Source organism: Cyclobacteriaceae bacterium, from assembly GCA_013141055.1.
In the GTDB taxonomy this organism is placed as follows: Bacteria; Bacteroidota; Bacteroidia; order Cytophagales; family Cyclobacteriaceae; genus ELB16-189.
This window is the reverse complement of record JABFRS010000001.1, coordinates 2,693,876-2,717,871: the sequence shown is the minus strand read 5'-3', so window position 1 is coordinate 2,717,871 and position 23,996 is coordinate 2,693,876. Positions and strand designations below refer to the sequence as shown.

The 23,996-nt window shown below is 42.0% G+C and carries 18 protein-coding genes and 1 pseudogene; 11 read left to right on the top strand and 8 right to left on the bottom strand.

Annotated features, from left to right (window positions below; all coding sequences use genetic code 11):
• Positions 1-3: 3 nt before the first annotated feature.
• Positions 4-1,380, bottom strand: coding sequence for an MBL fold metallo-hydrolase (locus tag HOP08_12190; protein ID NOT75678.1), 1,377 nt, complete (start codon positions 1,378-1,380; stop codon positions 4-6).
• A gap of 252 nt (positions 1,381-1,632) precedes the next feature.
• Here HOP08_12190 and HOP08_12185 point away from each other — a divergent pair, with 252 nt between their 5' ends.
• Positions 1,633-3,753: a WG repeat-containing protein gene (locus HOP08_12185; protein NOT75677.1), complete on the top strand. Its 2,121-nt coding sequence runs from the start codon at positions 1,633-1,635 to the stop codon at positions 3,751-3,753.
• A gap of 48 nt (positions 3,754-3,801) precedes the next feature.
• Here the strand turns inward: HOP08_12185 and floA are convergent, their stop codons facing one another.
• The 3 genes and pseudogenes from floA to HOP08_12170 form a co-directional block, all read right to left on the bottom strand.
• Positions 3,802-4,791: a flotillin-like protein FloA gene (floA, locus tag HOP08_12180; GenBank protein NOT75676.1), complete on the bottom strand. Its 990-nt coding sequence runs from the start codon at positions 4,789-4,791 to the stop codon at positions 3,802-3,804.
• A gap of 3 nt (positions 4,792-4,794) precedes the next feature.
• A complete protein-coding gene (locus HOP08_12175) occupies positions 4,795-5,253 on the bottom strand; it encodes a hypothetical protein (GenBank protein NOT75675.1) in 459 nt (152 codons plus the stop codon).
• Between the two features lie 29 nt (positions 5,254-5,282).
• Positions 5,283-6,763 (bottom strand): annotated as a pseudogene (locus tag HOP08_12170) (proline--tRNA ligase).
• 199 nt (positions 6,764-6,962) lie between these two features.
• Between HOP08_12170 and HOP08_12165 the strand changes: the two are divergent.
• Positions 6,963-8,084: a hypothetical protein gene (locus HOP08_12165; protein ID NOT75674.1), complete on the top strand. Its 1,122-nt coding sequence runs from the start codon at positions 6,963-6,965 to the stop codon at positions 8,082-8,084.
• 18 nt (positions 8,085-8,102) lie between these two features.
• A complete protein-coding gene (locus tag HOP08_12160) occupies positions 8,103-9,632 on the top strand; it encodes a hypothetical protein (GenBank protein ID NOT75673.1) in 1,530 nt (509 codons plus the stop codon).
• Here the strand turns inward: HOP08_12160 and HOP08_12155 are convergent.
• The 3 genes from HOP08_12155 to HOP08_12145 are packed head-to-tail and all read right to left on the bottom strand — an operon-like array spanning position 9,610 to position 11,823.
• A complete protein-coding gene (locus HOP08_12155) occupies positions 9,610-10,128 on the bottom strand; it encodes an AAA family ATPase (GenBank protein ID NOT75672.1) in 519 nt (172 codons plus the stop codon). The genes HOP08_12160 and HOP08_12155 overlap by 23 nt on opposite strands.
• Positions 10,129-10,148: 20 nt before the next feature.
• Positions 10,149-11,252: a DoxX family protein gene (locus tag HOP08_12150; GenBank protein NOT75671.1), complete on the bottom strand. Its 1,104-nt coding sequence runs from the start codon at positions 11,250-11,252 to the stop codon at positions 10,149-10,151.
• Positions 11,253-11,283: 31 nt separating this feature from the next.
• A complete protein-coding gene (locus HOP08_12145) occupies positions 11,284-11,823 on the bottom strand; it encodes a DUF1599 domain-containing protein (GenBank protein NOT75670.1) in 540 nt (179 codons plus the stop codon).
• Positions 11,824-11,908: 85 nt separating this feature from the next.
• Between HOP08_12145 and folP the strand changes: the two genes are divergently transcribed.
• The 4 genes from folP to HOP08_12125 all read left to right on the top strand — a co-directional run bounded on the left by folP (position 11,909) and on the right by HOP08_12125 (position 17,423).
• Positions 11,909-12,679: a dihydropteroate synthase gene (folP, locus tag HOP08_12140; protein NOT75669.1), complete on the top strand. Its 771-nt coding sequence runs from the start codon at positions 11,909-11,911 to the stop codon at positions 12,677-12,679.
• A 78-nt stretch (positions 12,680-12,757) separates the two neighbouring features.
• Positions 12,758-13,618 carry a TIGR00159 family protein gene (locus tag HOP08_12135; protein NOT75668.1) on the top strand — a complete coding sequence of 287 codons (861 nt, stop codon included), beginning with the start codon at positions 12,758-12,760 and terminating at the stop codon, positions 13,616-13,618.
• A 79-nt stretch (positions 13,619-13,697) separates the two neighbouring features.
• On the top strand, positions 13,698-16,919 hold the full coding sequence (locus HOP08_12130; GenBank protein ID NOT75667.1) for a hypothetical protein: 3,222 nt from the start codon (positions 13,698-13,700) through the stop codon (positions 16,917-16,919).
• A gap of 72 nt (positions 16,920-16,991) precedes the next feature.
• On the top strand, positions 16,992-17,423 hold the full coding sequence (locus tag HOP08_12125) for a hypothetical protein (GenBank protein ID NOT75666.1): 432 nt from the start codon (positions 16,992-16,994) through the stop codon (positions 17,421-17,423).
• A 3-nt stretch (positions 17,424-17,426) separates the two neighbouring features.
• On the opposite strand, the gene kbl is transcribed toward HOP08_12125, so the two are convergent.
• A complete protein-coding gene (kbl, locus tag HOP08_12120; protein ID NOT75665.1) occupies positions 17,427-18,623 on the bottom strand; it encodes a glycine C-acetyltransferase in 1,197 nt (398 codons plus the stop codon).
• A gap of 129 nt (positions 18,624-18,752) precedes the next feature.
• Between kbl and HOP08_12115 the strand changes: the two genes are divergently transcribed.
• The 4 genes from HOP08_12115 to HOP08_12100 are packed head-to-tail and all read left to right on the top strand — an operon-like array spanning position 18,753 to position 23,972.
• The gene (locus HOP08_12115) at positions 18,753-19,712 is read left to right on the top strand and encodes an NAD-dependent epimerase/dehydratase family protein (GenBank protein NOT75664.1); all 960 of its coding nucleotides are present in this window, start codon (positions 18,753-18,755) and stop codon (positions 19,710-19,712) included.
• A gap of 36 nt (positions 19,713-19,748) precedes the next feature.
• The gene (locus HOP08_12110) at positions 19,749-21,188 is read left to right on the top strand and encodes an oligosaccharide flippase family protein (protein ID NOT75663.1); all 1,440 of its coding nucleotides are present in this window, start codon (positions 19,749-19,751) and stop codon (positions 21,186-21,188) included.
• Positions 21,189-21,201: 13 nt separating this feature from the next.
• The gene (locus HOP08_12105) at positions 21,202-22,206 is read left to right on the top strand and encodes a nucleotidyltransferase (GenBank protein ID NOT75662.1); all 1,005 of its coding nucleotides are present in this window, start codon (positions 21,202-21,204) and stop codon (positions 22,204-22,206) included.
• The gene (locus HOP08_12100) at positions 22,203-23,972 is read left to right on the top strand and encodes a tetratricopeptide repeat protein (GenBank protein ID NOT75661.1); all 1,770 of its coding nucleotides are present in this window, start codon (positions 22,203-22,205) and stop codon (positions 23,970-23,972) included. The genes HOP08_12105 and HOP08_12100 overlap by 4 nt, the downstream gene beginning before the upstream one ends.
• Positions 23,973-23,996: the final 24 nt, after the last annotated feature.

Here is a 23,996-nt window from a genome sequence, read left to right as displayed (position 1 = left end):
TTCTTAAGAAACCATCTCTTCTGTTACCATTTCAAGACCTGCGTTTACCATAGCACTGAAGCCACCGTAAACATTGATCAGGTTGGTAAATCCTTCACGCTTCATCAGTGAGATCGCTGTCATTGAGCGGTAACCTCCACCGCAATGAACAACGTATGTTCTGTTCTTATCGAAGCCCTCTAGATTTTCAGGCATGTTGGCAAGAGGAACAAACTGTGCATCTTTTAAATGAGCTGTATTCCATTCACCTGGCTTACGAACATCCAGAACTCCCGTATCTCTTTTCACCGTCGATTTAAAGTCTTCCGCAATAATGGACTTAACTGTATCAAGCTCTCCATCCCACGATGAGATACCTCCTTCCAGATAACCACTGACTTTTTCATAACCTACGCGTGCAAGGCGAAGAATTGTTTCATTTTCTTTTCCACGTTCTGCAACCAACACCAGTGGCTGATTGATATCCAGCAATGTTCCTGCCCAGACAGCAAACTGCCCATTCAATCCGATGTTTATTGCTCCGGGAATAAAGCCTCTTTCAAATTCGTCTGCTGTACGAACATCCAGAACAATCGCTCCTTTGTTCATTTCATTCTTAAACTGACTCAGAGAAAGCGGTGTTGAATTACCTTCCATTACATCGTCAATAGGTTCGTAACCGTTTTTATTAATGCGTGCATCTTCAAAGAAATAAGCAGGAGGAGGAAGAATTCCATCTGTCAGCTGACGAATGAACTCTTCACGTGTTTGTTCCTTGAGTGCGTAGTTGAATTTCTTTTGTTCGCCAATAGTTGAGAAAGTTTCTTTTCCAATATTCTTTCCACAGGCAGAGCCCGGGCCATGAGCTGGATAAACAATCGTTTCGTTGTTCAGCGTTTTGATCTTGCTGTTAAGGGAATCATATAACATTCCCGCCAGGTCATCCTGACTCATCACACCGTCCAGAAGATCGGGTCTGCCTACATCCCCTACGAAGAGCGTGTCGCCTGTAAAGACAGCATGCTCCTTGCCCTTCTCATCCAATAATAAATAGCACGATGATTCCGGTGTGTGACCGGGCGTATGCAACACTCTGAAGGTTACTTTTCCAAGTTTGAACTCCTGGCCATCCTTAGCATTGATGACCTCGTACTTTGTATCAGCCATCGGACCGTAGATAATTGGTGCGTTCACCTTTCTCGCCAGGTCAATGTGTCCAGAAACAAAATCAGCATGAAAGTGCGTTTCAAAGACATACTTGATCACTGCACCGCGTTTTTTTGCCAGCAATATGTACGGTTCCGTTTCGCGAAGAGGATCAATGATGGCAGCCTCTCCTTCCGACTCTATATAATAGGCAGCTTCTGCAAGACAATTGGTGTATAGCTGTTCAACGTACATTTCGAGGTATTTAGGCCTTATAACCCTGCGAAGTTGGAAAAAATTCCCCATTTACCCTTGTTAATTATCCCCCGAAACGACTTGTCGGCAATTCCTGTCAGATCAGCATAAACACAGATGCATTTCAAACGTGAGCGAAATCATTTTTTTAGTCCTGATTAGAAAAAAATTAGAAGTAGCATAAGTAGGGGCATGACGTCTGTCGAAAGGCAGTTCAATTTTCATTCAGGAATCCCATAACTTTGATGCTACATGAAACTCGCAGGGCTTCTTTTCATTTTTGTCGCATTCTCCTCCTCACTTCTGGCGAGTGACTATCAGCGATTTGAAGAAAATGGAAAGGTAGGATTGAAAGACAGTCAGGGGGCAGTAGTTCTGCCGGCTTCCTTTGATGCACTTGGCTGGTCGGATGGAAATTTTTCACTGATCGGTCAGATCACCGGATATCGTCAGAACAATCGCTGGGGTTTACTGAATCTCAAAAAAGAATTTATTACCAAGGCTGAGTTTACAACACTGACCTGGCCGGGTAGTGACAGGATCATTGTCAGTCAATCTGTAAATTCATTTACGATCAAGTTTGGATGCATTGACCTCCAGGGAAAACAGATCATTCCCATTAAATATGATGCGATCGATATTCATTCTCTTCGCGCCATTGTTATGAATAAAAATGGAGTGCGTTATGAATACGGACTTATCGATCTCAATGATCGCTCCATCCTTCCAATGAAGTTCAAGAAGATCACACCAATAGGATCTCTTCGCTATGCTGTCATGAACTTCTCTGATAAAATTGCGCTCTGCAGTGAAGAAGGTAAATGGGTCACTGATTTTATCATCGATCATATTTCTGATTTCCATCATGATCTTGCCATCATTCATCAGGGATGGAAGCAAGGCGTGATTGATCGCACCGGTGATATTAAAGTGCTGCCTCAGTACCGCGCCATTCACATCATCGGACCGGATCACATTACCGTTCGCAAAGCTGATGAATGGAAGCTGATGAATGAAAAGTTTCATGATCTTCAGCGCATTCCGGCGGATGAACTGATCTATAACAATGAAGGTTTGTATCGGATTACCCTCAATAACAAAAGCGGACTAGTCAGTGATATATTACAACCCCGATGGCCACTGGATTATGATTACATCGGGCCGGTTAATGATCAGCAGGCAATTGTAAAAAAGGATGGAAAGTTTGGGCTCCTTAGGTTGAATCAAACGGCTGTAATTCCGATAGCGTTTGACTCACTGTGCACTCAACAGGGCTTTGTGCGCACGATGAAAAAGTCGGGTGGCAAGTCTTCCTGGGAGCTCTATGACACCTTCGGAATCCGCAAGACTAACAAGTCTTATGATTTTATGGATCGCTTCAACGGCAAATTCTTTCCTGTAAAAAACCGTGGGCATTGGGGTGCGGTGGATCGCTATGGCAAAGAGCAGATCGCATGCGTTTACGATTCCCTTTTACAGCACAACGATTCCCTTGTAACAATCATCTTCAAGGGAAATTATGGTATTATCACGCTTCAGGATCAATGGAGGATGCCTCCTCAAAAAAATCCAATTCAGCTTCTTCCTGACAACCATTACCTGGAGAAACAGGACAGTCTCCTCTTTTTAAAAGACATTTCGGGAAACACACTCTACTTTACGGATCATCAGGTCACCGTTTTTGAAGATCATCTGGTGGAAAGACTTTCTGATGGAACAGAGAAAGAGATCAGCTTTCAGGGACAGATCATTAGCCGGAAGGAACCCGTGATTATTGTTGCTGAAAGAACATTCCGTGAAAGCGAAGGTCTCATTGGAATAAAGCGAGATGGGAAGTTCGGCTTTGTTGATAATCGGGGTCGTCTTCGCATTGCCAATCGCTATGAAGGAATCGGAGAATTTCATGATGGCCTTGCACCGATACAATTACTGGGCAAATGGGGATACATCAATAAATCCGATGAGATCATCATTCAACCGACCTATGAGTTTACTGGCAACTTCGAAGAGAAAGTGGCACTGGTATCTAGAAAGTCAAAGTTTGGAATGATCAACAGTGACGGAAAGGAATTGCTGGAACTCCGCTATGATTCGATAAAGAAAATAACATCACAGCTCTTTCTATTAACGCTTGGCAGACAGCAAGGATTGGCGGATACACAGGGAAGAATATTGATTGAGCCCCGCTTCGACGCTATTGAAGTTATCAATGACGAACAGGTTATGGTACTTCAAAACAAAAAATTCGGTGTGCTGACTAAAGATGGAATGAATGTTCTTCCTATTCAATACACCAGGCTCATTCATCTTCCTGCCAGAAAGAGTTTTGTGAGTCAGCAGAAATCTTCCTGGGAAACAATTCTGTTAAAATAAAAGAGCCCGGCGTTTCGGCCAGGCTCCTTGAATTCTACTCTTTATAAATTACTTGCCTGTTGTATTTGGTGATTGTCCTGTTTTTCCAGTTCCGGAAATAGATTGTCTCATATCCGTATCTGCCTGTACATTCTGCATTTTGTAATAATCCATTACACCAAGATTTCCATTTACAAAGGCCTGGGCAATTGCTTTAGGGATTTCAGCTTCCGCCTGGATCACGTTTGCTCTTGCTTCCTGTGCTTTCGCGATCATTTCCTGCTCAAGGGCTACCGCCATTGCGCGACGCTCTTCTGCACGGGCTTCTGCAACTTTCAAGTCGGCAGCAGCCTGATCTGTTTGAAGCTTGGCACCAATGTTTGCGCCTACATCTACGTCAGCAATATCAATAGAAAGAATTTCGAAGGCTGTTCCCGCATCGAGACCACGTGATAATACAAGCTTGGATATTTTATCAGGGTTCGCCAATACTTCTTTATGAGATTGCGCTGAACCAATGGATGTTACAATGCCTTCACCAACGCGTGCAAGAATGGTGTCTTCACCGGCACCCCCGACCAACTGGGCAATGCTGGCACGGACGGTAACACGCGCAACTGCAATCAACTGAATACCATCTGCTGCCACAGCGGCAACTTTTGGTGTGGTGATTACTTTTGGATTAACTGATATCTGCACTGCTTCGAATACATCACGACCCGCGAGGTTGATGGCAGTTGCTTGCTTAAAGCTCAGGTTAATATTTGCTTTCTCAGCGGAGATCAAAGCACGAATAACGTTTGGAACATTTCCACCTGCCATGTAATGTGTTTCAAGTTCACTGGTGGTAAGCTTTAATCCAGCCTTCGTTGCTGTGATTGAAGAGTTGATGATGATGCTTGGTGGCACTTTACGAATCCTCATCAGGATAAGATCAAAGATTGAAACTTTCACTCCTGAAATAATAGCGGTGAACCAAAGTCCTACCGGCACATAGTACATGAGAATAAAGAAGAGAATAAACCCTCCAAGAACCATTATTAATAAAAAGATATCCATAGTTTAATTTATTTGCTCTACTGTAATCTGATTTGAGAGGATCTCTTTTATTCTTATCCTAATTCCGCTCTCCAGATATCCGCCGGATGTTTTTACTTCTCTGACTTTACCATTCAGTTCTGCATTTCCAATGGGACGCAAAGCAGAAATAGCAACGCCTTCCATACCGACATTTAAATCACTTACTGATCCTTCGTTAACCTTACTTGCAATGGTAGCCTTCGACGCGAATCGTTTCCAAACATCTGACGTAAAACAGAAGTAAACAATCACTGCCGAAAGTACTGCAGAACCGGAAGCAACGGTCCATCCGATGTTGCTTCCATAATATTTGAAACTCAGCATGACACCAATCACCACAAGAGCAGCTCCTGCTACTCCAACAATGGTGGTTCCGGGAACTACGAGTATTTCGATCACCAGGAGGGTTATGCCCAGGAAAATCAGAATTAGGACGGTCATCCAGTCTGTCATAGAACCAAATCTACAACTTAATAAGCCCTTGCAAACAAAACTCTTTGTGTGGAAGGTTTGCCTGAATAAACGCACTTTCCAGCCTCTTCCTTAGCATCCAGTGGAATACAGCGAATGGTTGCCTTCGTTTCTTCCTTGATCTTCGTTTCGGTTTCAGGAGTTCCATCCCAATGTGCCAATACAAATCCGGATTTTCCATCGAGGACATTTTTGAACTCCTCAAACGTGTCAACAGAAGTAGTTTTTTCAGATCTGAACTTCAAAGCCCGGTTATAGATGTTGGTCTGAATATCTTCAAGAAGCTTAGGAATCTCATTTCCAACTTCAGAATACTTCATAACATTTTTTTCTTTCGTATCCCTTCTTGCAACTTCCACCGTTCCGTTCTCAAGATCACGTGGCCCTATCGCAATGCGAACGGGTACACCTTTCATTTCATATTCCGCAAACTTGAAACCTGGTTTCTGAGTATCGCGATCATCAAACTTTACTGACAATCCTTTTGCGCGAAGCTCTTTTACCAAAGGCTCCACTGCTGCTGAAATTTTAGCAAGTTCTTCTTCACTTTTGAAAATAGGAACGATCACAACATGGATCGGCGCAAGCTTTGGTGGAAGAATCAATCCATCATCATCGGAATGAGCCATGATCAATGCACCAATGAGACGAGTGCTGACGCCCCATGAAGTTCCCCAAACATGCTCAAGTTTCCCTTCCTTTGAAGTAAACTGAACATTAAAAGCTTTTGCGAAATTCTGTCCCAGAAAATGAGAAGTTCCTGCCTGCAGCGCTTTACCATCCTGCATCAATGCCTCAATGCAATACGTGTCAATCGCTCCCGGAAATCTTTCTCCTTCTGACTTAACACCTTTTACGACTGGCATTGCCATGAAGCTTTCCGCAAAGTCTGCATACACATCCAGCATCTGGCGCGTTTCTTTGACAGCCTCCTGTGAAGTAGAGTGAGCAGTATGTCCTTCCTGCCAGAGAAATTCAGCAGTGCGCAAAAAAAGTCTTGTGCGCATTTCCCAACGAACAACATTCGCCCATTGATTAATCAGGATTGGAAGATCACGATAAGACTGAACCCACTTTTTATAAGTACTCCAGATGATCGCTTCACTGGTGGGTCTCACTACTAATTCTTCTTCAAGCTTTGCATCTGGATCAACGATCAGCTTGCCTTTATTATTGGGATCTGTTTTTAAACGATAATGAGTTACAATCGCACACTCTTTTGCGCGAAGCCTTCTGCATTTTTTTCCTCAGCTTCAAAAAGGCTCTTTGGCACGAACAAAGGGAAATAGGCGTTGACGTGGCCTGTCTCCTTAAACATCTTATCCAGGGCCTGCTGCATTTTCTCCCAGATGGCGTAACCATAAGGTTTGATTACCATACACCCCTTCACATCCGAATTTTCTGCCAGATCGGCACGCTTCACCAGTTCAATATACCATTGTGAATAGTCTGCCGCCCTCGTAGGAATCTGTTTTGACATCTTTTAATTCAATTTTGAGGCGCAAATATACGGCAGACGATACTGAAAGGCTGTTTTTTGCGTTTTTAAAGTGAAATGAGAGAATTGCGTAGTTTTTTCCTCATAAATTCAGTGAAATCAGTACGGAGAAATCGTTGATAAACGGCACCATCCTTGCTAACTTTACGTTAATAGTATATTAGAGATAAATCCTACGACTATGAAAACCAAATACACTTTAGTTTTATTGACTTTAGGAATGTCAGTGGCGGCGTTTGCTCAGGAGGATGATGACATGTATTTCAATGCTAAAGACCGTGTTCAATTGAACAAGGTTAATGAAGTCGTTCTTGCAAAACGTTACCAACAGGAAGATCTTACTGCGGTTAATTCCAACCCGGTTAATCCTTCTGATAGTTATTCCGGTCGCGGAGTAAACCCAGAGTCAAAAGCACAATCAAAGAATGGAACCTCATTGGTTCAGAATGATCCTGACTATTTTCTTTCAGGATATCAGCCACAGCCTACCAATGTAAACAGCAATCTTTACAATGGTGGAAATACTGCGTATAGCAACTATTACGGAAATTCACCTTACAGCAATCCATACTTTGCAGGTTACGGTAGCTATGGTGGTGGATACGGTGGCTTTGGAAGTCCTTATGGATATTCAAGCTTCTATTCTCCTTATAGTTCTTTTTATTCTCCTTACAGCAGTTTCTACTCACCATACAGCATGTATGGAATGTATAGCCCTTATGGTGGATATGGAATGAGTGGCTTTGGTATGGGAATGGGCTATGGATACGGTTACGGATCTATGTTCAGTTCTTACTATGGTTATGGAAGCTATTATCCAAACTATGGCTATAATTATGGAAATGTCATCGTTGTTGGTGAAGGACAAGGTGTTTCACACAGACAGCGTGTATCACGTTCAACTGCTTTGAACAATGCCTACTATGATGCTTCAGGAACACGTTCAGGAAGTACAGCAGGTACAGCTTCAGGTGGTGGTCGCAGCAGCAGCATTGGAAGCCGTACATCAGGCAACAATAGCCAAAGCAACTATTATGATAGTCGCTGGAGAAACAACGCTTCTAATTTCAGCAACTCTGCTTCGGGTGGTAATACCAATAACCGTAGCGGATGGAGCACTGGAGGAAACACTAATTCCGGTTGGGATAACAGTGGCCGACGTCAGTCAGCTGATTTCTGGAATAACAACAGTAACAGCGGCTCATCATTTGGCAGCGGTTCACGTGGTTCATCGTTTGGTAGTGGAGGTGGTAGCAGCTCAGGCGGCGGTTCAACTTCAAGCCATTCACGCGGCAGAAACTAATCCTAAATCAAATTTTCTATGAAGTTTAAGGTCGTAATAGCGATCGCAGGATTCTTATTGCTTGCCTCCGAAGAGATTTCGGCACAGGTTTACTCATTCCCTGAATACGCGAATCTTTTCAGCAGAGTTCAGGCTGGAGGTTCGGCGAGAATCAGGGCAATGGGTGGTGTGCAGAATTCACTGGGTGGCGATGTAAGTTCAGCGTATTATAATCCGGCAGGTTTAGGAATGTTCAATCGTTCAGATTTTTCACTGACGCTTGGATACAGCATAACGAGTGCTTCCGCTAATTATATCAACACCAATACCAATGACAGCGGAAGCAAGCTCATTGTTCCAAACTTTGGAATTGCATTCAATTCAAAAAAAGATGGATCAAAACTTCTGTCAGGAACGTTTGCGATCAACTTTAACCGAATCAATGATTTCAATAATTCTTTCACCTACACGGGAAGAAATGATTCTACTTCTATCATTGACTATTTCATGCAGCAGGCTGACGGAAGGGACAGTACCCAGTTTCAATCTGGTACCAACACCCGTCCTGAAGGGGTCAATTACAATACACTCACCGGACTGGCTTTCAACAATTATCTGATCGGGCCGCTTAATGAATTGGATTTTAATGCACCAAAAGATCTTTACTACTCCCGTGTTCCTCTTCAATCAATCGTTCAAAAGGAGACCGTAAAAACAACCGGCGCACAAAATCAATGGAGTTTTTCTTACGGAGTAAATCTTAGTGACAGGATTTTTATTGGTGGCGGGTTGGGTTTGTCAACTATCAATTATAAAACTACTGCTACCTATTCAGAAAATTATTCTTTGAATCCATTGCAGAGTATGTCGTTGACCGAAAGTCTGGAGTTGTCAGCAACTGGTATCAATGCCACTCTTGGAATTATCGGAAGACCTATCGATCAGGTTCAATTAGGATTCTCTCTCGCAACACCAACAAGCTATGCGATCAGCGAAACCTATACTGCAGTGATGAGTTCAAAGTGGAATAATTATCAATACTTCCCGGGTTTCTTCCTGAACAATGTAAAAGAGAACCTTGACATCCTGACGAATGATTATACGCTCATTACTCCCTGGAGATTTTCAGGAGGCGCCACGTTCTTCATCCAAAAGAAAGGGCTGATCAGTGCCGATGTGGAATATCTAAGCTATGGTTCTTCAAAGTATTCCAATCTTGGCACTTCAGATCTGGAGAACCAGGATATCAAGACCTTATATCAATCTGTTCTTAACATCCGGGTCGGTGGTGAATACAGGTTAAATAACTATCGTTTCAGGGGAGGATTCAATCTGATGCCCGACCCTTACAAGACAGCACAAAATGATGTTGACAGAACATTGACATCTTACACTGCTGGTATCGGATACAGAAGGCCTTCCTTCTATGTTGATATGGCTTTCGTCTTGCAGCAAGGAAATACAACTCATACGCCTTACACAACACAGTCGCCGATTCCAGCCAGCTACAATGTTACATTGAAGAACCAGACAACTTCGGTAATGTTTACTGTGGGGTTCCCTTTTTAATCTGATCGATCACCTCAGCAACTGTAATCGTTGTTCCGGAAACGGTATGATGAGCCTGGCGGTAAAACGGCAGTCGGTGTGACCGCATAAACTCAAGATGATCTTTTATGCTTTCAGGATGTGCGTTGGCAAAATGAGGACTTTCTGCACGTTTGTTATGTACTATTCGCCTGGCGATTTCACTTGCAGGAACATCCAAAAAAATGCTGAGGCCTGACTGGTTGATATGATTGATGTTATCAAAATAAACAGGTGCACCCCCACCGGTTGCCATTACAAAATCACCTGATAATGCACACCATTTTTTAAGCTCAGCTGATTCAACCTTTCTGAAGTGGTCTTCCTTTTTCTGTTCAAAGATTTTCCGGATAGTGGTGCCTTCTGTTTTCTCTATCTCAGCATCAAGGTCGACAAAAGGAGTCTTCAGGAGTTTGGCGATTTCCCTGCCCAGTGTTGTTTTGCCAGAACCCGGAAGACCCAATAAAAAGATTTTCATGTCTGATCTGATGGAACAGATTATTTTAACATTTCAATTACTGTACTGGCAGAAGGTGTATTGTTATGATGCCAGTTCCCTAAAACAGTTCCATCCTTCCATAAAGCGATTCCAGGATTGGAACGGATAATTGTTTTCAAAACAGTAGCATCTGAAAACGCAAAAGGTACCGCCAACTGGTGTTCATGTCTGAATGTTTCAATTGATTCTGCTGATGATGAAGTCAGAATCATCATTTTCACTTTTCCATCCAGATCGCGGGTAAGCCTGCGGATCTCTGCGATGTTTTTCACAGAGGCCTTATTCACATCATACATAATAATTAATAATTGTGGTCCTTGAAAAGAAGACTGTGTGAGATCTTCTCCTTCCGGTCCGCTCACCGAGTAGTCGGTAATCTTCGCCTTAATGGCATCCTCATTGAGAATGCTTGATGATTTGTAAGTATATCCTTGTTCCGGAGTCAGGAATTTATCTGAACGAACTTCTTTACCATCCTTATCAAAGACATACTCAATGATCGGCACTTCACCCGGTAGCATCTGCTGAGGAATATTCTTTCCAACACGGTAGGCCCTGAAGTCGATGTATGGCAGATGATTGATTGCATAGATTCCAACAAAAAAACTTATTAAGATCGTTGCGATGATCACACTGTGACCTTCCCATGTTCTCAGGACCGCCTGATACCTTTTTCTGTACCAGAATAAGTGGAGAACAAATACCATAAGGATAATGTCTTTCGTAAAAGATTCCCATGGTGTAAGCTTGATAGCATCACCGAAGCATCCGCAATCCGTTACTTTATTAAAATATGCCGAATAGAAAGTGAGGAACGTAAAGAAGACCATCAACGCCAGCAATATCCATGTTGTGAGGGGCATTCTGTAAAAGAGCAGGATCGCAACTCCAAGGGCGAGTTCCAGCACGATCATCAGCATTCCGATTTCCAATGACCATGGAATGAAATAATGGAAGAACGATCCGAAGTCCAGGGCAAATACTTCAAAGTATTCTTCCATTTTTATTTCGGTACCGATCGGATCATTGATCTTGATCAATCCTGAAAAAATGAAAAGTCCACCAACAAAAAAACGAGAAAACTGATCTATGACTTTTTGCATTACTGAAACGACAAATTCTGTTAAAACCTTGTTAATTTTTTAACTTAATAAGGCAAAACACAGCGTAGTTGATCATGTCCTGATAATTTGCCTTCACTCCTTCACTTACGAGTGTTTTACCTTGATTGTCTTCAATTTGTTTCACTCTTAACAATTTCATAAGAATAATGTCGGTGATAGAGCTCACCCTCATCTCCCTCCATGCTTCACCATAGTCGTGATTCTTATTTTCCAGAAGCTCAAAAGTCTCTTTCATCGCTTCATTATAAAGAGGAACAACTTCTTCTGCTGTGAGTTCAAGAGATGAGTTGGCGTCCAGCCTGATCTGAATCATCGCGATCGCGCAATAATTGATGATGCCCATGAACTCTTCACGAATGCCGTCTTCTACTTTCTGAATACCTTTTTCCTGAATGCTGCGGATCCGTTGAGCCTTTATGTAGATCTGATCTGTAATGCTGGGCAGTCGCAGGACACGCCAGGCCGTGCCATAGTCACGGGTCTTCTTGGCAAACAATTCTTGGCAGGCGCTGATTACCTCTTTATATTGTGTGGAAGTTTCTGAAATCATAAAGCGGGTGCAAAATAACGTATTTTATACCAACAAAACATTGAACATCCGCGGCAAACTCACCGAATTGACTCCTCCCCGCGTAATGGGAATTCTGAACATCACGCCGGATAGTTTTTACGACGGCGGAAAATTCGCAGATCAGAATACAATTCTGAATCAGGTGAGAAAAATGCTGGAAGAGGGTGCGGATTTTATTGATGTTGGGGGGTATTCATCCCGACCAGGTGCTAAAAATATTTCAGTGGAGGAAGAGCTTGGAAGAGTGGTTCCTGTAATAGAGCTGATCACAAAGAATTTCCCGGAAGCCATTTTATCTATTGATACTTTTCGTTCAGAGGTGGCCCGAAAATCCATTGAGGCTGGTGCATCCATGATCAACGATATTTCAGGTGGAGAGCTTGATCCAAAAATGTTTGAAACTGTCGCTTCATTAAAAGTTCCATACATTCTCATGCACATGAGAGGCACTCCTGAAACAATGTTGACATTGACAGAGTATGAAGATATCATAAAGGAGATGGTCTTATATTTTCAAACAAAGATCCGGCAACTGCATCTGATGGGTGTAAAAGACATTATCATCGATCCGGGTTTTGGTTTTGCCAAGACCATAGATCAGAATTTTAAAATATTGCAGCACCTGAATTACTTCAGAATTCTGGGGCAGCCGATACTGGCAGGATTATCACGCAAGTCAATGATCTGGAGAACACTTGAAACTAGTTCCGAAAATGCGCTTAATGGCACCACTGCTTTGAATTCAATAGCGTTAGTAAACGGAGCAAATATTTTAAGGGTACATGACGTTAAAGAAGCGGTAGAGTGCGCGAGGCTTGTTGCCAGATTGAAGTAGTGTTTGCCAGGATCGTCTCCATCACCCATACCACGCGACCGGAGGATAAATAGTCTGTAAAAGCATTAACTTTACAATGTGATACTGGCATTCAAAATAGCATTTCTTGAAGTTAGTTGGGTTGACCTTGTCGACATTGGCCTGGTGACCATTCTTCTTTATCAGATTTATAAGATGATAAGAGGAAGTCTTGCCGTTAATATTTTTCTCGGCATTCTATCACTTTATCTTATCTATTTGGTGGTTCGGGCTGCACAGATGGAATTGCTGGCAAAAATTCTGGGGCAGTTCATGGGGGTTGGTGTGTTAGCAATGATCATTCTCTTTCAACCAGAGCTTAGAAAATTTCTATTGGTGATTGGTCGCACAACGGAGCTGAACAAAAATTTCTTCAAATCATTGGCCCATTTTCAGAATCGCTTTCATGATGATTTTGATGTTCACCAGGTTATTGAAGCCGTTAAAACACTTAAGGCAACACGGACTGGAGCATTGATCGTCTTTTCAAGGGATACAGAGTTGAAATTTTATAATGAAACCGGAGATACGTTGGATGCTGAAGTATCAAAAAGATTATTGATCTCAATTTTTAACAAGAACAGTCCGTTGCACGATGGTGCGGTTATCATTTCAAAGGGACGAATCAAGGCAGCGCGTTGCGTGTTGCCCGTCAGTGAGAACGATCATCTTCCGCCTCATTTCGGCTTACGACACCGATCCGCAATCGGAATGAGTGAAACCACCGATACGCTGGTCCTTGCTATTTCAGAAGAAACCGGGCGTCTTATCCTTACACGTAATGGAAAATACCTGAAGAGTCTGAAGCTCCGCCAGGTTGAACAAAAGATCCTTGAATATCTCCATAACGAAGAACCCAAAAAGTGGGACGAGGTTTTGATCGAGCCTGAGGCTGCAGAATCGCAGGAAGTAAAAGCTTAGAAATTCTGTTTATCAATTCATCTTCGATGTATTGGTAAATCCTTATAATGATCCCATGATTCAAAGTAGCTTTATGCCTATGAAACGCTTATTCTATATACTGTTTTACGCACCAATCTTTTGCAGCGCCCAAACCATCGAAACGGTAATTCAAAAAGGACATGAGCTGGCTGTCCTATCGGTGGCTATCAGTCCGGATAGTAATTATGTTGCAACGGGCAGCAGAGACAAATCTGCCAAGCTATGGGAAATCAGCACCGGCCGGGAAGTAAGAAGTTTTCTTGGACATGAATTCGGTGTCAACTCCATTGACTTCAGCAAGGATGGAAAGTATTTAATTACCAGCAGCGCTGATAAAACAGCAAAGATCTGGGAAGTAACAACAGGCAGGGAGGTTTTTTCCACGGAACCTGATGATGATTTTCTGACCGACGTTGAGTTTAGTCCCGATGGAAAGTATTTTATCACAGTAGGATACAGCGATTCCGCCAGGGTATATGATTATGTGAATAAAAAAGTTGTAAAAAAAATCAGCGTTAATGCTGATAAAGGTTCTGGATCGGGTGTCAATATCGCCATCAGTCCTGACAGCAAATGGCTGGCACTCGGTCAGGATAATCGCATGGCCATCGTTTATAGTACTTCCGACTGGAAACAGGTATTCAAATTTGAAATTCCGGAGGGATACTGTGGAGGTTGCGGAACGCAGGTCATCTTTTCAATGGACAGCAAAAATCTTTTTATGGCTTCACACAATGGTGAGGTGAAAAAATATGAGTTGACGTATGGAAAATTAGTAAAACAATATCTTGATAAAGTAGAGGACCTGACCTCACTTGATATTAGTCCTGACAATAAGAGGCTGTTAATGTCAACCAAGAAAGATGTTATTCTTTGGGATCAGGAGTCCGGCAAAGAGATTGAAAGAATAAATCCCGCACTTAGCGAGGACATTAATGAAACCATTTTTACTAAAGACGGAAAACAAGTCATCATTACCTGCAATGACAATACCGCTGTAATCTGGGATCTTCAAAAAAAGAAATCATCAGGCTTACTGACAGGTTTTTTGAATGCCCGCGATAAGGGTGGATTACTTTATGATCAGGATGATTACTGGTCTTCCAACATTGCGAAGTACGTGCGATTAAAAAATCAACTGCTGCTTACACAGGATGGAAAAGAATTGATCAAAGGAAAGTTTGGGACAAAAGTAAAGCGCTGGGACATCGCGACCGGCAAGGCGTCGATGGAATATGTAGGTCACAAAAAAGCGGTGCTATGCTATGATCTTTCCAAAGACGGAAAACAGATGCTCACGGGCGGTGGCGATGGAAAGATACTTCTTTGGAATACAAAGACTGGTGATTCCATTCAGACTATCCAATCATATCAACATCCTGTTTTCTCAGTTCACTTTAATGATGATGAAACCATGGTTGCCTCCTCGAGTTGGGATGGAAGTATGAAAGTGCATGATCTTAAAACAGGAAAACGACTTCAGTACTTTGACTTTAAAGAAGAGGGTTCGGCATTTAATATCCTCTGGGGAAAAAATGATCTCTATTTAATATCCTCTCACGGCAATCTGTTGAAGATGTGGGAAGTTGATACACATACCCCTGTTCGTGAATTTTTCGGTCACCAGGACCTTATCACGTCATTGCATCTTGGACCGGATCAGAATACTCTATTGAGCAGCAGTGCTGATGGCACAATCCGGCTTTGGGATATCAATACAGGCTTATTGAGCAGGAAATTCAAAACTCCGGGAGGGGTTCATATGGCAATTTTCAGTGCCGATGGAAAATTTGTTTACTCAGGAGGCTCTGACCGAACGATCAGGGTGTGGGATGTTGCAACTTCCAAAGTGGTACGAACATTTGAAGGACACAAAGGAGAGGTAACCTCTCTTCTGTTAAGTCCTGATGGGAAAATGCTGATCAGTCTCAGTCTTGATGGCTCTACAAAATTCTGGGATCTCAATTCAGGCAAAGAATTTTTCGAGCACATTCTTTTTGGTGAAAACGAATGGATGGTAAAGAACCCGGAAGGATATTTTAATGGAACACAGGATGCCCGTCAATACATTCATTTTGTGGATGGTATGAAAACATATTCCGCAGATCAGTTCTTTAATGAATTCTATCGTCCTGATCTGTTGCCAAAGATCTTTCAGAATCGTGGAGGCAGCGATGATCCGAAGAAAGGAATGCAGGGAATGCTGCAAAAATCTCCCCCTCCTTCTGTTAAGGTAGCGGCGCTCCTTTCTTCTGAATCAGGTAAGGCAGAAGTATTTATAAAGATCACAGACAATGGTGCCGGGGTTGAAAATCTAAAATTGTTTCACAACGGAAAATCTATTCCCATCAATCATTCGGAATTAAAAATGCCGGATGGAAAAGACAAGACTGTTACTTACAAACATGTGATCAATCTTGTTGGTGGAAATAATACTATCACAGCCTCCGCTATCAATAAAGACAGAATTGAATCAGATCCGCATTCAGCAGAACTGTTTTCCGAAAGTTCAGGTAAGACCAGCATGTGTTATGTTCTCGCAGTGGGAATTAATCAATACAAGAATACCCGGATGTCTTTAAATTATGCAAAGCCCGATGCTGAATCATTTGGAAAGATGATGAAGGATCACGGAACACAGTTGTATAAGAACATGGAGGTGCATAATCTATTTGATACAGAAGCCACACGTGAGAACATTTTAAGAAAGCTTGAAGAGCTGGCAGCCAAGATTCATCAGGACGATGTTTTTATTTTCTATTATGCCGGGCATGGAAGCATGGTGGATGATCAGTTCTTTTTCATTCCAACAGGAAGTTTGCGTCTTTATGATTTCAGTTCATTACAAAAAGATGCAATTGAGGCGAGTGTTCTGCAGGATAAATTCAAAAACATTCAGGCCTTAAAGCAACTCATCATTATGGATGCCTGTCAGAGTGGAGGATCTGTTGAATTACTGGCTACACGGGGTGCTGCAGAAGAGAAAGCAATTGCTCAACTCTCACGAAGCGCAGGCATTCACGTTATGGCATCTGCCGGAAGTGAACAATTTGCTGCAGAGTTTACAGAGTTGGGTCACGGTTTGTTTACCTATCTACTGATAAAGGGATTGACAGGTGATGCGGACGGAGCGCCGAAAGATGGAAAAGTAACGATCTATGAATTGAAAGGATATCTTGACGATCAGGTACCAGAGATGACGCGAAAGCTCAAAGGAAAACCTCAATACCCTTATACATTTTCACGCGGACAAGACTTTCCAGTTGTAATTGATGAGTAGCTAGCGGAGTCATTACAACAAAATGTTAATAATTTCGTTATCTTAGTCATTGAAAACCAACTTTTTATGTAAATGAAAGAAGCCAGTCCTGTGAAGTTTTACTTCGCTAAGTACTTTTTTCTGGCCTTTGGATTATTACAGTGGTTATGTGGAATGCTTCTCTTCCTTCGCAGCAATGCTGAGGAAAATGAAAAGGCCCCTCTCCTTTTTTTCATCATCGGCCTGACATTCATCGCGCTGTATTTTCTGATTGCCTCCAAATTGAGGCGTGTGGCCTTCAGTAAGAAACGGATCATTGTTATGAACAACAAGAAATCCGAACATTACGAATGGCCCGAAGTCAAGTCCATCAAGATGATACCTTACTTCAATCTCTGCAAGCTGAAGCTGAGAGGAAAGAAAGATCGTATCTACTTTTTGCCTGACAGATCTGCGGAACCGCTTTTTGGATTATATCCAACACAGCCGGAACTCGTAGAAGGCTTGAGAAAGAAAGTAAAATAAGATTTACTTCAATACACCAAGTTCCTTTCCGACTTCGGTAAAGGCCTTGATCGCTTTGTCTAAATGGTGGCGTTCGTGGCCAGCGGATAACTGTACCCGGATACGTGCTTTTCCCTTTGCAACCACCGGGAAGAAGAATCCTATCACATAAATTCCTTTTTCCAGTAAGCTATCTGCAAACTTCTGAGCGAGTGGCGCTTCATACAACATGATCGGTACAATAGGATGCTCTCCTGGCTTAATATCAAATCCTGCCTTCGTCATCTGCTCTCTGAAATACTTTGTATTACTTTCAAGCTTGTCCCGGAGTTCGGTTGTTTCAGAAAGCATTTTAAAAACTTCTATGGATGCGCCTGTTATGGAGGGAGCAAGTGTGTTTGAAAACAAGTAAGGTCTTGATCGCTGACGCAATAGTTCAATGATTTCTTTTCTACCGGAAGTAAAGCCACCGGATGCACCCCCCAGAGCTTTTCCCAATGTACCAGTAATGATGTCAACACGTCCGGTAACACTTCGATACTCCGGCACACCTCTACCCGTCTTACCGATAAATCCTGTTGAATGACATTCATCCGTCATTACAAGTGCTTCATACTGATCTGCCAGATCACAGATCTTATCCAATTGAGCAATCGTACCATCCATGGAGAATGCACCATCCGTTACAATCATGATTTGTTTTGCACCTGCAGCTTTGATCTCATCAAGTTGTTTTTTTAAATCATCCATGTCATTGTGCTTGTAACGATAACGCATCGCCTTGCACAATCTCACGCCATCAATAATAGACGCATGATTTAATTCATCTGAAATGATAGCATCCTCTGCGCCAAGCAACGGTTCAAATACTCCTCCATTTGCATCAAAGGCTGCGGCATATAATATTGTATCTTCTGTTCCCAGGAATTTTGAGATGCTCTCCTCCAGTTCTTTATGAATATCCTGTGTTCCACAGATAAACCGTACACTTGACATTCCAAAGCCGTGTGTATCAATAGAGTGTTTGGCAGCGGCAAGAACGCGCGGGTGTGATGACAATCCCAGATAATTGTTTGCACAAAAATTAATAACCTCTTTTCCATCAGAAGTTTTTATATCGGCACCTTGTGGTGTCGTGATAATGCGTTCTCTTTTATAAAGTCCTGCTTCACGAATGGATGCTAGTTCTTTTTCTAATACAGGTTGGAGTTTCTTATACATGGAAGGCTTTTTTGATTTACAACAATAGCTGGAATTCTACTCTTAAATGCTATTTCCTGACAAATCTAACGGGACAGGGTGTAAATGTGAAATTTTGATAACTTTCGAGAAGGTCTCAGATACTTATCAATGAAGAAAACGACAATTCTATTAATAGGAGCAGGTGGTCAGCTCGGTAGTGAACTTACGCAGGGGCTTTGGAAAATTTACGGCCAGGACAATGTTATCTCTTCTGATATAAAAGATCCAGTAGGAATTCTTAAAGAAGGTCGATACGAAAAATTTGATGTTATGCAGCGCGAAAAGCTGTTTGACATCCTGAAGAAAAACGAGGTAACTCAGGTTTATCATCTTGCTGCTCTTCTCTCTGCAACAGGCGAAAAAGATCCAAGATGGGCGTGGAAGCTCAATATGGAAAGCTTACTCTTTGTTCTGGAGGCTGCTTTGGAATTAAAACTTCATAAAGTTTACTGGCCCAGCTCCATTGCTGCATTTGGCCCAACGACTCCCAAGCAAAATACTCCTCAGGATACGATTATGGATCCGACAACTGTTTATGGAATCACCAAGCTGGCAGGAGAACTCTGGTGTGAATATTATTTCAGAAGATATGGTGTTGATGTAAGGAGCCTTCGTTACCCAGGACTTATTGGATGGAAAACTCCTCCCGGTGGAGGCACAACGGATTATGCTGTTGATATTTACTTCAAAGCTTTACAGGAAAAAAAATATGAATGCTTTCTCGCAGCAGACACATATCTACCCATGATGTACATGGAAGATGCGGTAAAAGCCACCATCGATCTTATGGAAGCACCGGCAGAAAAAGTAAAGGTGCGGACAAGCTATAATGTTTCATCCATGAGCTTCTGTCCGGCGCAAATTGCTTCTACAATTAAAAAATTCATTCCTGATTTTTCCATCACTTACAAACCTGATTTTCGCCAGGCAATTGCAGACTCCTGGCCTAAGAGTATTGATGATGCTCCTGCAAGGGCTGACTGGGGTTGGAAGCATCAATTCGGTTTGGAGGAAATGACAAAGGATATCCTTACGAACCTGAAACAACAATTAACAACGGTTCAGTAGAATCATTATTCATGTCCCGACTTTCTTACCAGCATCATGAATAAATTAAAAGCTCTTGCTGGTCAAACGTTGCTGTATGGCTTAGGAAGCATTCTTCCCCGAACACTAAATTTTTTCCTCATCATGCTGCACACCCGGATCTTTCTCCAGAAGGATTATGGGATTTATATTAATCTATACGCCTGGGTTGGATTTCTGATCGTTGTCTATCTCTTTGGGATGGAGACAACGTATTTCAACTACGCAACTAAAGAGGGGGCCAATGAACAAAAAGTCTTCAGGATCACACAAACTTTTGTTCTCGCTATTAGTTTTATTATTTCCGTTACAATTGCTCTATTCGCCGGCCCGCTTGCGCAATACTTCAATGTGCCTAATCATCCGGAGTTTATAGTATGGCTGGCGATAATCCTGTTCATTGATGCGTCAGTATCCATTCCGTTTGCCCGACTAAGGCTGCAAAAGAAAGCAGCGCTGTTTGCAACAGCAAAAATTATAAATGTTGCTCTTCAGATCGGGTTAAACATTTACTTTCTACTCATCATTTATAATCCCGAGTTCGGCATTGGCTACATGCTGCTTGCCAATCTGATTGCCAACTCGTTCTATCTTTTGTTCTTTTTAAAAACTCTGGTTTCATGGCGGCCTACATTTGACAAACAGGTTTTCTCAACCATGTTCTCTTATGCATTTCCTATTATGCTTACGGGTTTAGCAGGCATTGCAAATGAGAATTTTTCAAGAATTATGCTCATCAGCTGGCTTCCGGAAAATTTCTATCCCGGAAGAGACGCAGATTACGCTTTAGGAATCTTTGGAGCAGCGTATCGATTTTCAGTGATCATGGCTGTGGCTGTAACAGCATTTCGTTTCGCTGCAGAGCCTTTTTTCTTCTCTCATGCATCGAATAAAAATTCTCCACTCCTCTTCGCCAAAGTGAATCATTACTTCACATTGGTCTGCTGCTTTATCTTGTTAGGTGTGACAATCAATCTGGATCTTTTAAAATATATCATTGGAAGTACATTCTGGGAAGGGTTGGATGTGGTGCCTATTCTGATGACAGGGATGATCTTTTTCGGAGTTTATTATAACATTTCAGTATGGTTCAAGCTGAATGGCAAGACCTACTTTGGCACAATTATTACAGTAATCGGTGTCGTGATAACTGTGGCATTGAATTATTTTCTGATTCCATTGTATGGATATATGGGCAGCAGCTGGGCTACATTACTGTGCTATTTTTTTATGGCGATGATCTGCTATGCATTGGGCCAGAAGTATTTCCCTGTTCCTTACAAATTATTAAGTGAGTTTGGATATTTGATACTGACATGGTCATTGATTCTCATTTCTGGTTATGTGACAATATCCAATCAGGTTCTGGCAACTTCTTTTCACGCACTGGTCATTCTGTTTTTCCTTGCCGTTGTTTTTATGTTCGAAAAGAACTACTGGCGCTCTTCTGTCGATTGAAATTTAATTCACTATGAATATAATTATCCCAATGGCTGGACTCGGCAAGCGCCTTCGTCCTCACACAATTACCACTGCAAAACCATTATTGCCAATTGCTGGCAAGCCAATCGTTCACCGTTTGGTGGAAGATATCGCTAAGGTTTGCCCTGAAAAAATTGAAAGTATCGGGTTCATCATTCATCCCAGTTTTGGTAAGCAAGTAGAAGAGGATCTCAAAGCCGTTGCCAAAGCTGTCGGTGCAGAGGGGAAAATTTTCTACCAGGATAAAGCGCTTGGGATTTCTCATGCCGTACTTTTTGCCAAAGAAATTCTCAAAGGGAAAATAATTGTGGCATTCGCTGATACCTTATTCCGTGCCGACTTCAAACTTGATACCGGAAAGGATGGAATCATCTGGGTTCAGAAAGTTAAGGATCCTTCTCAGTTTGGTGTTGTAAAGCTTGATGAGGGTGGTACAATTACGGAGCTTATTGAAAAGCCAGCAGTCTTTGTCTCCGATCTTGCCATCATCGGTATTTATTTTTTCCGCGACGGAGAAAAATTGAAAAACGAAATGCAGTATTTATTGGATAACGACATTAAAGAAAAGGGCGAATACCAATTCACTACCGCACTTGAAAATATGAAACGCAAAGGTGCAAGGTTTGTACCTGGTGAAGTAACGGAATGGCTGGATTGCGGCAACAAGGATAATATGGTTCAAACCAATCAGAGATATCTTGGATTTCTGGATAAGGATGCCCTCGTCTCTGCCTCTGCAAAAATTATTAACTCAACTATCCTGCCACCAGTATTTCTTGGTGCCAACGTTGTCGTGGAAAATTCTACGGTTGGGCCTTTTGTGTCGATTAGTGATGATTCTGTAATCAAGGATTCCACGATTAAAAACTCTATTATTCAGAAAAATTGCACGATCAACAAGGCCAGTCTGGACAACTCTATGTTAGGGAATTTCGTTAATTTTGAATCCCGGTCTTCAGATGCAAGTCTTGGTGATTATAGTGTGATACGGTGAGAAAATACAGTTTCTATAATATAGCTGCCCTTTCAATACTGCTTCTGGCAGTTATTTACTCTCCTGCGTGCGCCCAGCGTGAACGCAGAAAAGGACCTCCTGATTCGCAACCTAATGATACACGTCTTCGCGAAGCTGAATATTTCTTTACCGAAGGTGAGAAATATTTTATTCTGGAAGATTACGCTAAAGCTCTCAGGAGTTTTCAACGGGTTATTGAATTAAATCCTGAGAATCCAACCATTCATTACAAGATTGCTGAGATACTTTCAAAGAGCAACAAAGACGAAGATCTTCAACGTGCGGCGATCAGCATAGAAACTGCAATCAGACTTGATAAGAAGAATAAATACTTCTATTTGCTGGCTTCCAACATTTTTACTGCAATGAATAATTTCCAGAAGGCAGAGCAAGTACTGGAAGCAATGTTCAAAGAAGTGAAAGGAAGCGAGGAGCATTTGTATGAGTTAGCTGCCATTTATCAATATGATAAAAAACCAGATGAAGCCATTAAAGTCTATGATAAGGCAGAAAACCTGATGGGTATTAATGAAGTATCTTCTCTTCAAAAGCAAAAAATATATCTTGATCAGGGAAAAGTGAGTGAAGCAATTGAGGAAGGTGAAAAATTATTAAAAGCGTTTCCTGAAGATGAACGATATGCAATGAGCTTTGCGGAAGTACTGGCGCAAAAGGGTCAGGAAAAAAAAGCTATTGAATCTTTGGAAAAATTTATTGTAAATCATCAGGATGCTGGCATTTCAAAAATTCTTTTAGCTCAACTATATCGCGCCACCGCCCAGGAGAAAAAAGCCAGGGAAATTCTTTTGGCAGCCTTTCAGGATAATTCAATTGATGTCAGTTCGAAAGTTGTGGTTGTTAGTAGTTACAATGATCAGATCCGTCAGAACAAAATCAAGAATGTTGCAGATTCTGAACTTGAGTCTTTTACACTTGGTCTATTTAATCAGCTAAGAAAAAATTACTTCGACGATCCCAACGTTCACATCGTTGGTGGAGATCTTTTTCTTATTCTAAAAAGAAATGCAGAGGCTGAGCATGAATTCCTTGAAGCCGTTCAACATGGCTCTGCAACTTTTGAAGCCTGGCAAAATCTGCTGTCACTGGAATCTTCTGGTAACAAGTTTGACAGTCTGATCTTTCATTCAGAGCAGGCACTGGAAATATTCCCGAACCAGGCCTTGCTGCATTACTTTAACGGATATGGACATTTTCGCCTTAATCATTTTCGTGAGGCTGCATATTCTCTTGAGCAGGCAAAAAGACTTTCAACAAACAATCAGGAATTTGTCAGTGACATCAACAGCATGCTTGGAGACGCCTACAACGGCACCAAAGAATATGCAAAATCCGACAAGGCTTATGAGGACGTGCTTTCCTTTAATCCCAACAATGATTTCGTACTGAATAACTACAGTTACTATCTCGCTCTCCGAAAGGAAAATCTGGAAAAAGCTGAGAAAATGGCGGCACTTGCTACCAAACTAAAACCCAATAGCTCCTCTTTCCTTGACACTTATGCCTGGGTTTTGTACACCCGTGAGAAATATAAAGAGGCCAAAAAAGTTATGGAACGTGCTATGAGTCAGCCGAATATCTCTTCAACACTTTTTGAACACTATGGGGATATTCTCTTTCAGTTGGGAGATGTGGACGGGGCTGTCTCGCAATGGCAAAAAGCCAGGGCCCTCACCTCGCAACACGATCTCATTGACAAAAAAATCGCCAATCGAAGGCTTTATTAGCCGTCTTTAATAAGGCTATTATTT

Bases quoted from the DNA above. Each gene is read 5' to 3' on its own strand.
- HOP08_12160 (NOT75673.1), top strand. From the start codon at position 8,103: ATGAAGTTTAAGGTCGTAATAGCGATCGCAGGATTCTTATTGCTTGCC.
- HOP08_12190 (NOT75678.1), bottom strand. From the start codon at position 1,380: ATGTACGTTGAACAGCTATACACCAATTGTCTTGCAGAAGCTGCCTAT.
- HOP08_12145 (NOT75670.1), bottom strand. From the start codon at position 11,823: ATGATTTCAGAAACTTCCACACAATATAAAGAGGTAATCAGCGCCTGC.
- HOP08_12125 (NOT75666.1), top strand. From the start codon at position 16,992: ATGAAAGAAGCCAGTCCTGTGAAGTTTTACTTCGCTAAGTACTTTTTT.
- HOP08_12150 (NOT75671.1), bottom strand. From the start codon at position 11,252: ATGCAAAAAGTCATAGATCAGTTTTCTCGTTTTTTTGTTGGTGGACTT.
- HOP08_12185 (NOT75677.1), top strand. From the start codon at position 1,633: ATGAAACTCGCAGGGCTTCTTTTCATTTTTGTCGCATTCTCCTCCTCA.
- floA (NOT75676.1), bottom strand. From the start codon at position 4,791: ATGGATATCTTTTTATTAATAATGGTTCTTGGAGGGTTTATTCTCTTC.
- HOP08_12165 (NOT75674.1), top strand. From the start codon at position 6,963: ATGAAAACCAAATACACTTTAGTTTTATTGACTTTAGGAATGTCAGTG.
- HOP08_12130 (NOT75667.1), top strand. From the start codon at position 13,698: ATGAAACGCTTATTCTATATACTGTTTTACGCACCAATCTTTTGCAGC.
- HOP08_12105 (NOT75662.1), top strand. From the start codon at position 21,202: ATGAATATAATTATCCCAATGGCTGGACTCGGCAAGCGCCTTCGTCCT.
- HOP08_12110 (NOT75663.1), top strand. From the start codon at position 19,749: ATGAATAAATTAAAAGCTCTTGCTGGTCAAACGTTGCTGTATGGCTTA.
- HOP08_12115 (NOT75664.1), top strand. From the start codon at position 18,753: ATGAAGAAAACGACAATTCTATTAATAGGAGCAGGTGGTCAGCTCGGT.
- folP (NOT75669.1), top strand. From the start codon at position 11,909: ATGGGAATTCTGAACATCACGCCGGATAGTTTTTACGACGGCGGAAAA.
- kbl (NOT75665.1), bottom strand. From the start codon at position 18,623: ATGTATAAGAAACTCCAACCTGTATTAGAAAAAGAACTAGCATCCATT.
- HOP08_12175 (NOT75675.1), bottom strand. From the start codon at position 5,253: ATGACCGTCCTAATTCTGATTTTCCTGGGCATAACCCTCCTGGTGATC.
- HOP08_12155 (NOT75672.1), bottom strand. From the start codon at position 10,128: ATGAAAATCTTTTTATTGGGTCTTCCGGGTTCTGGCAAAACAACACTG.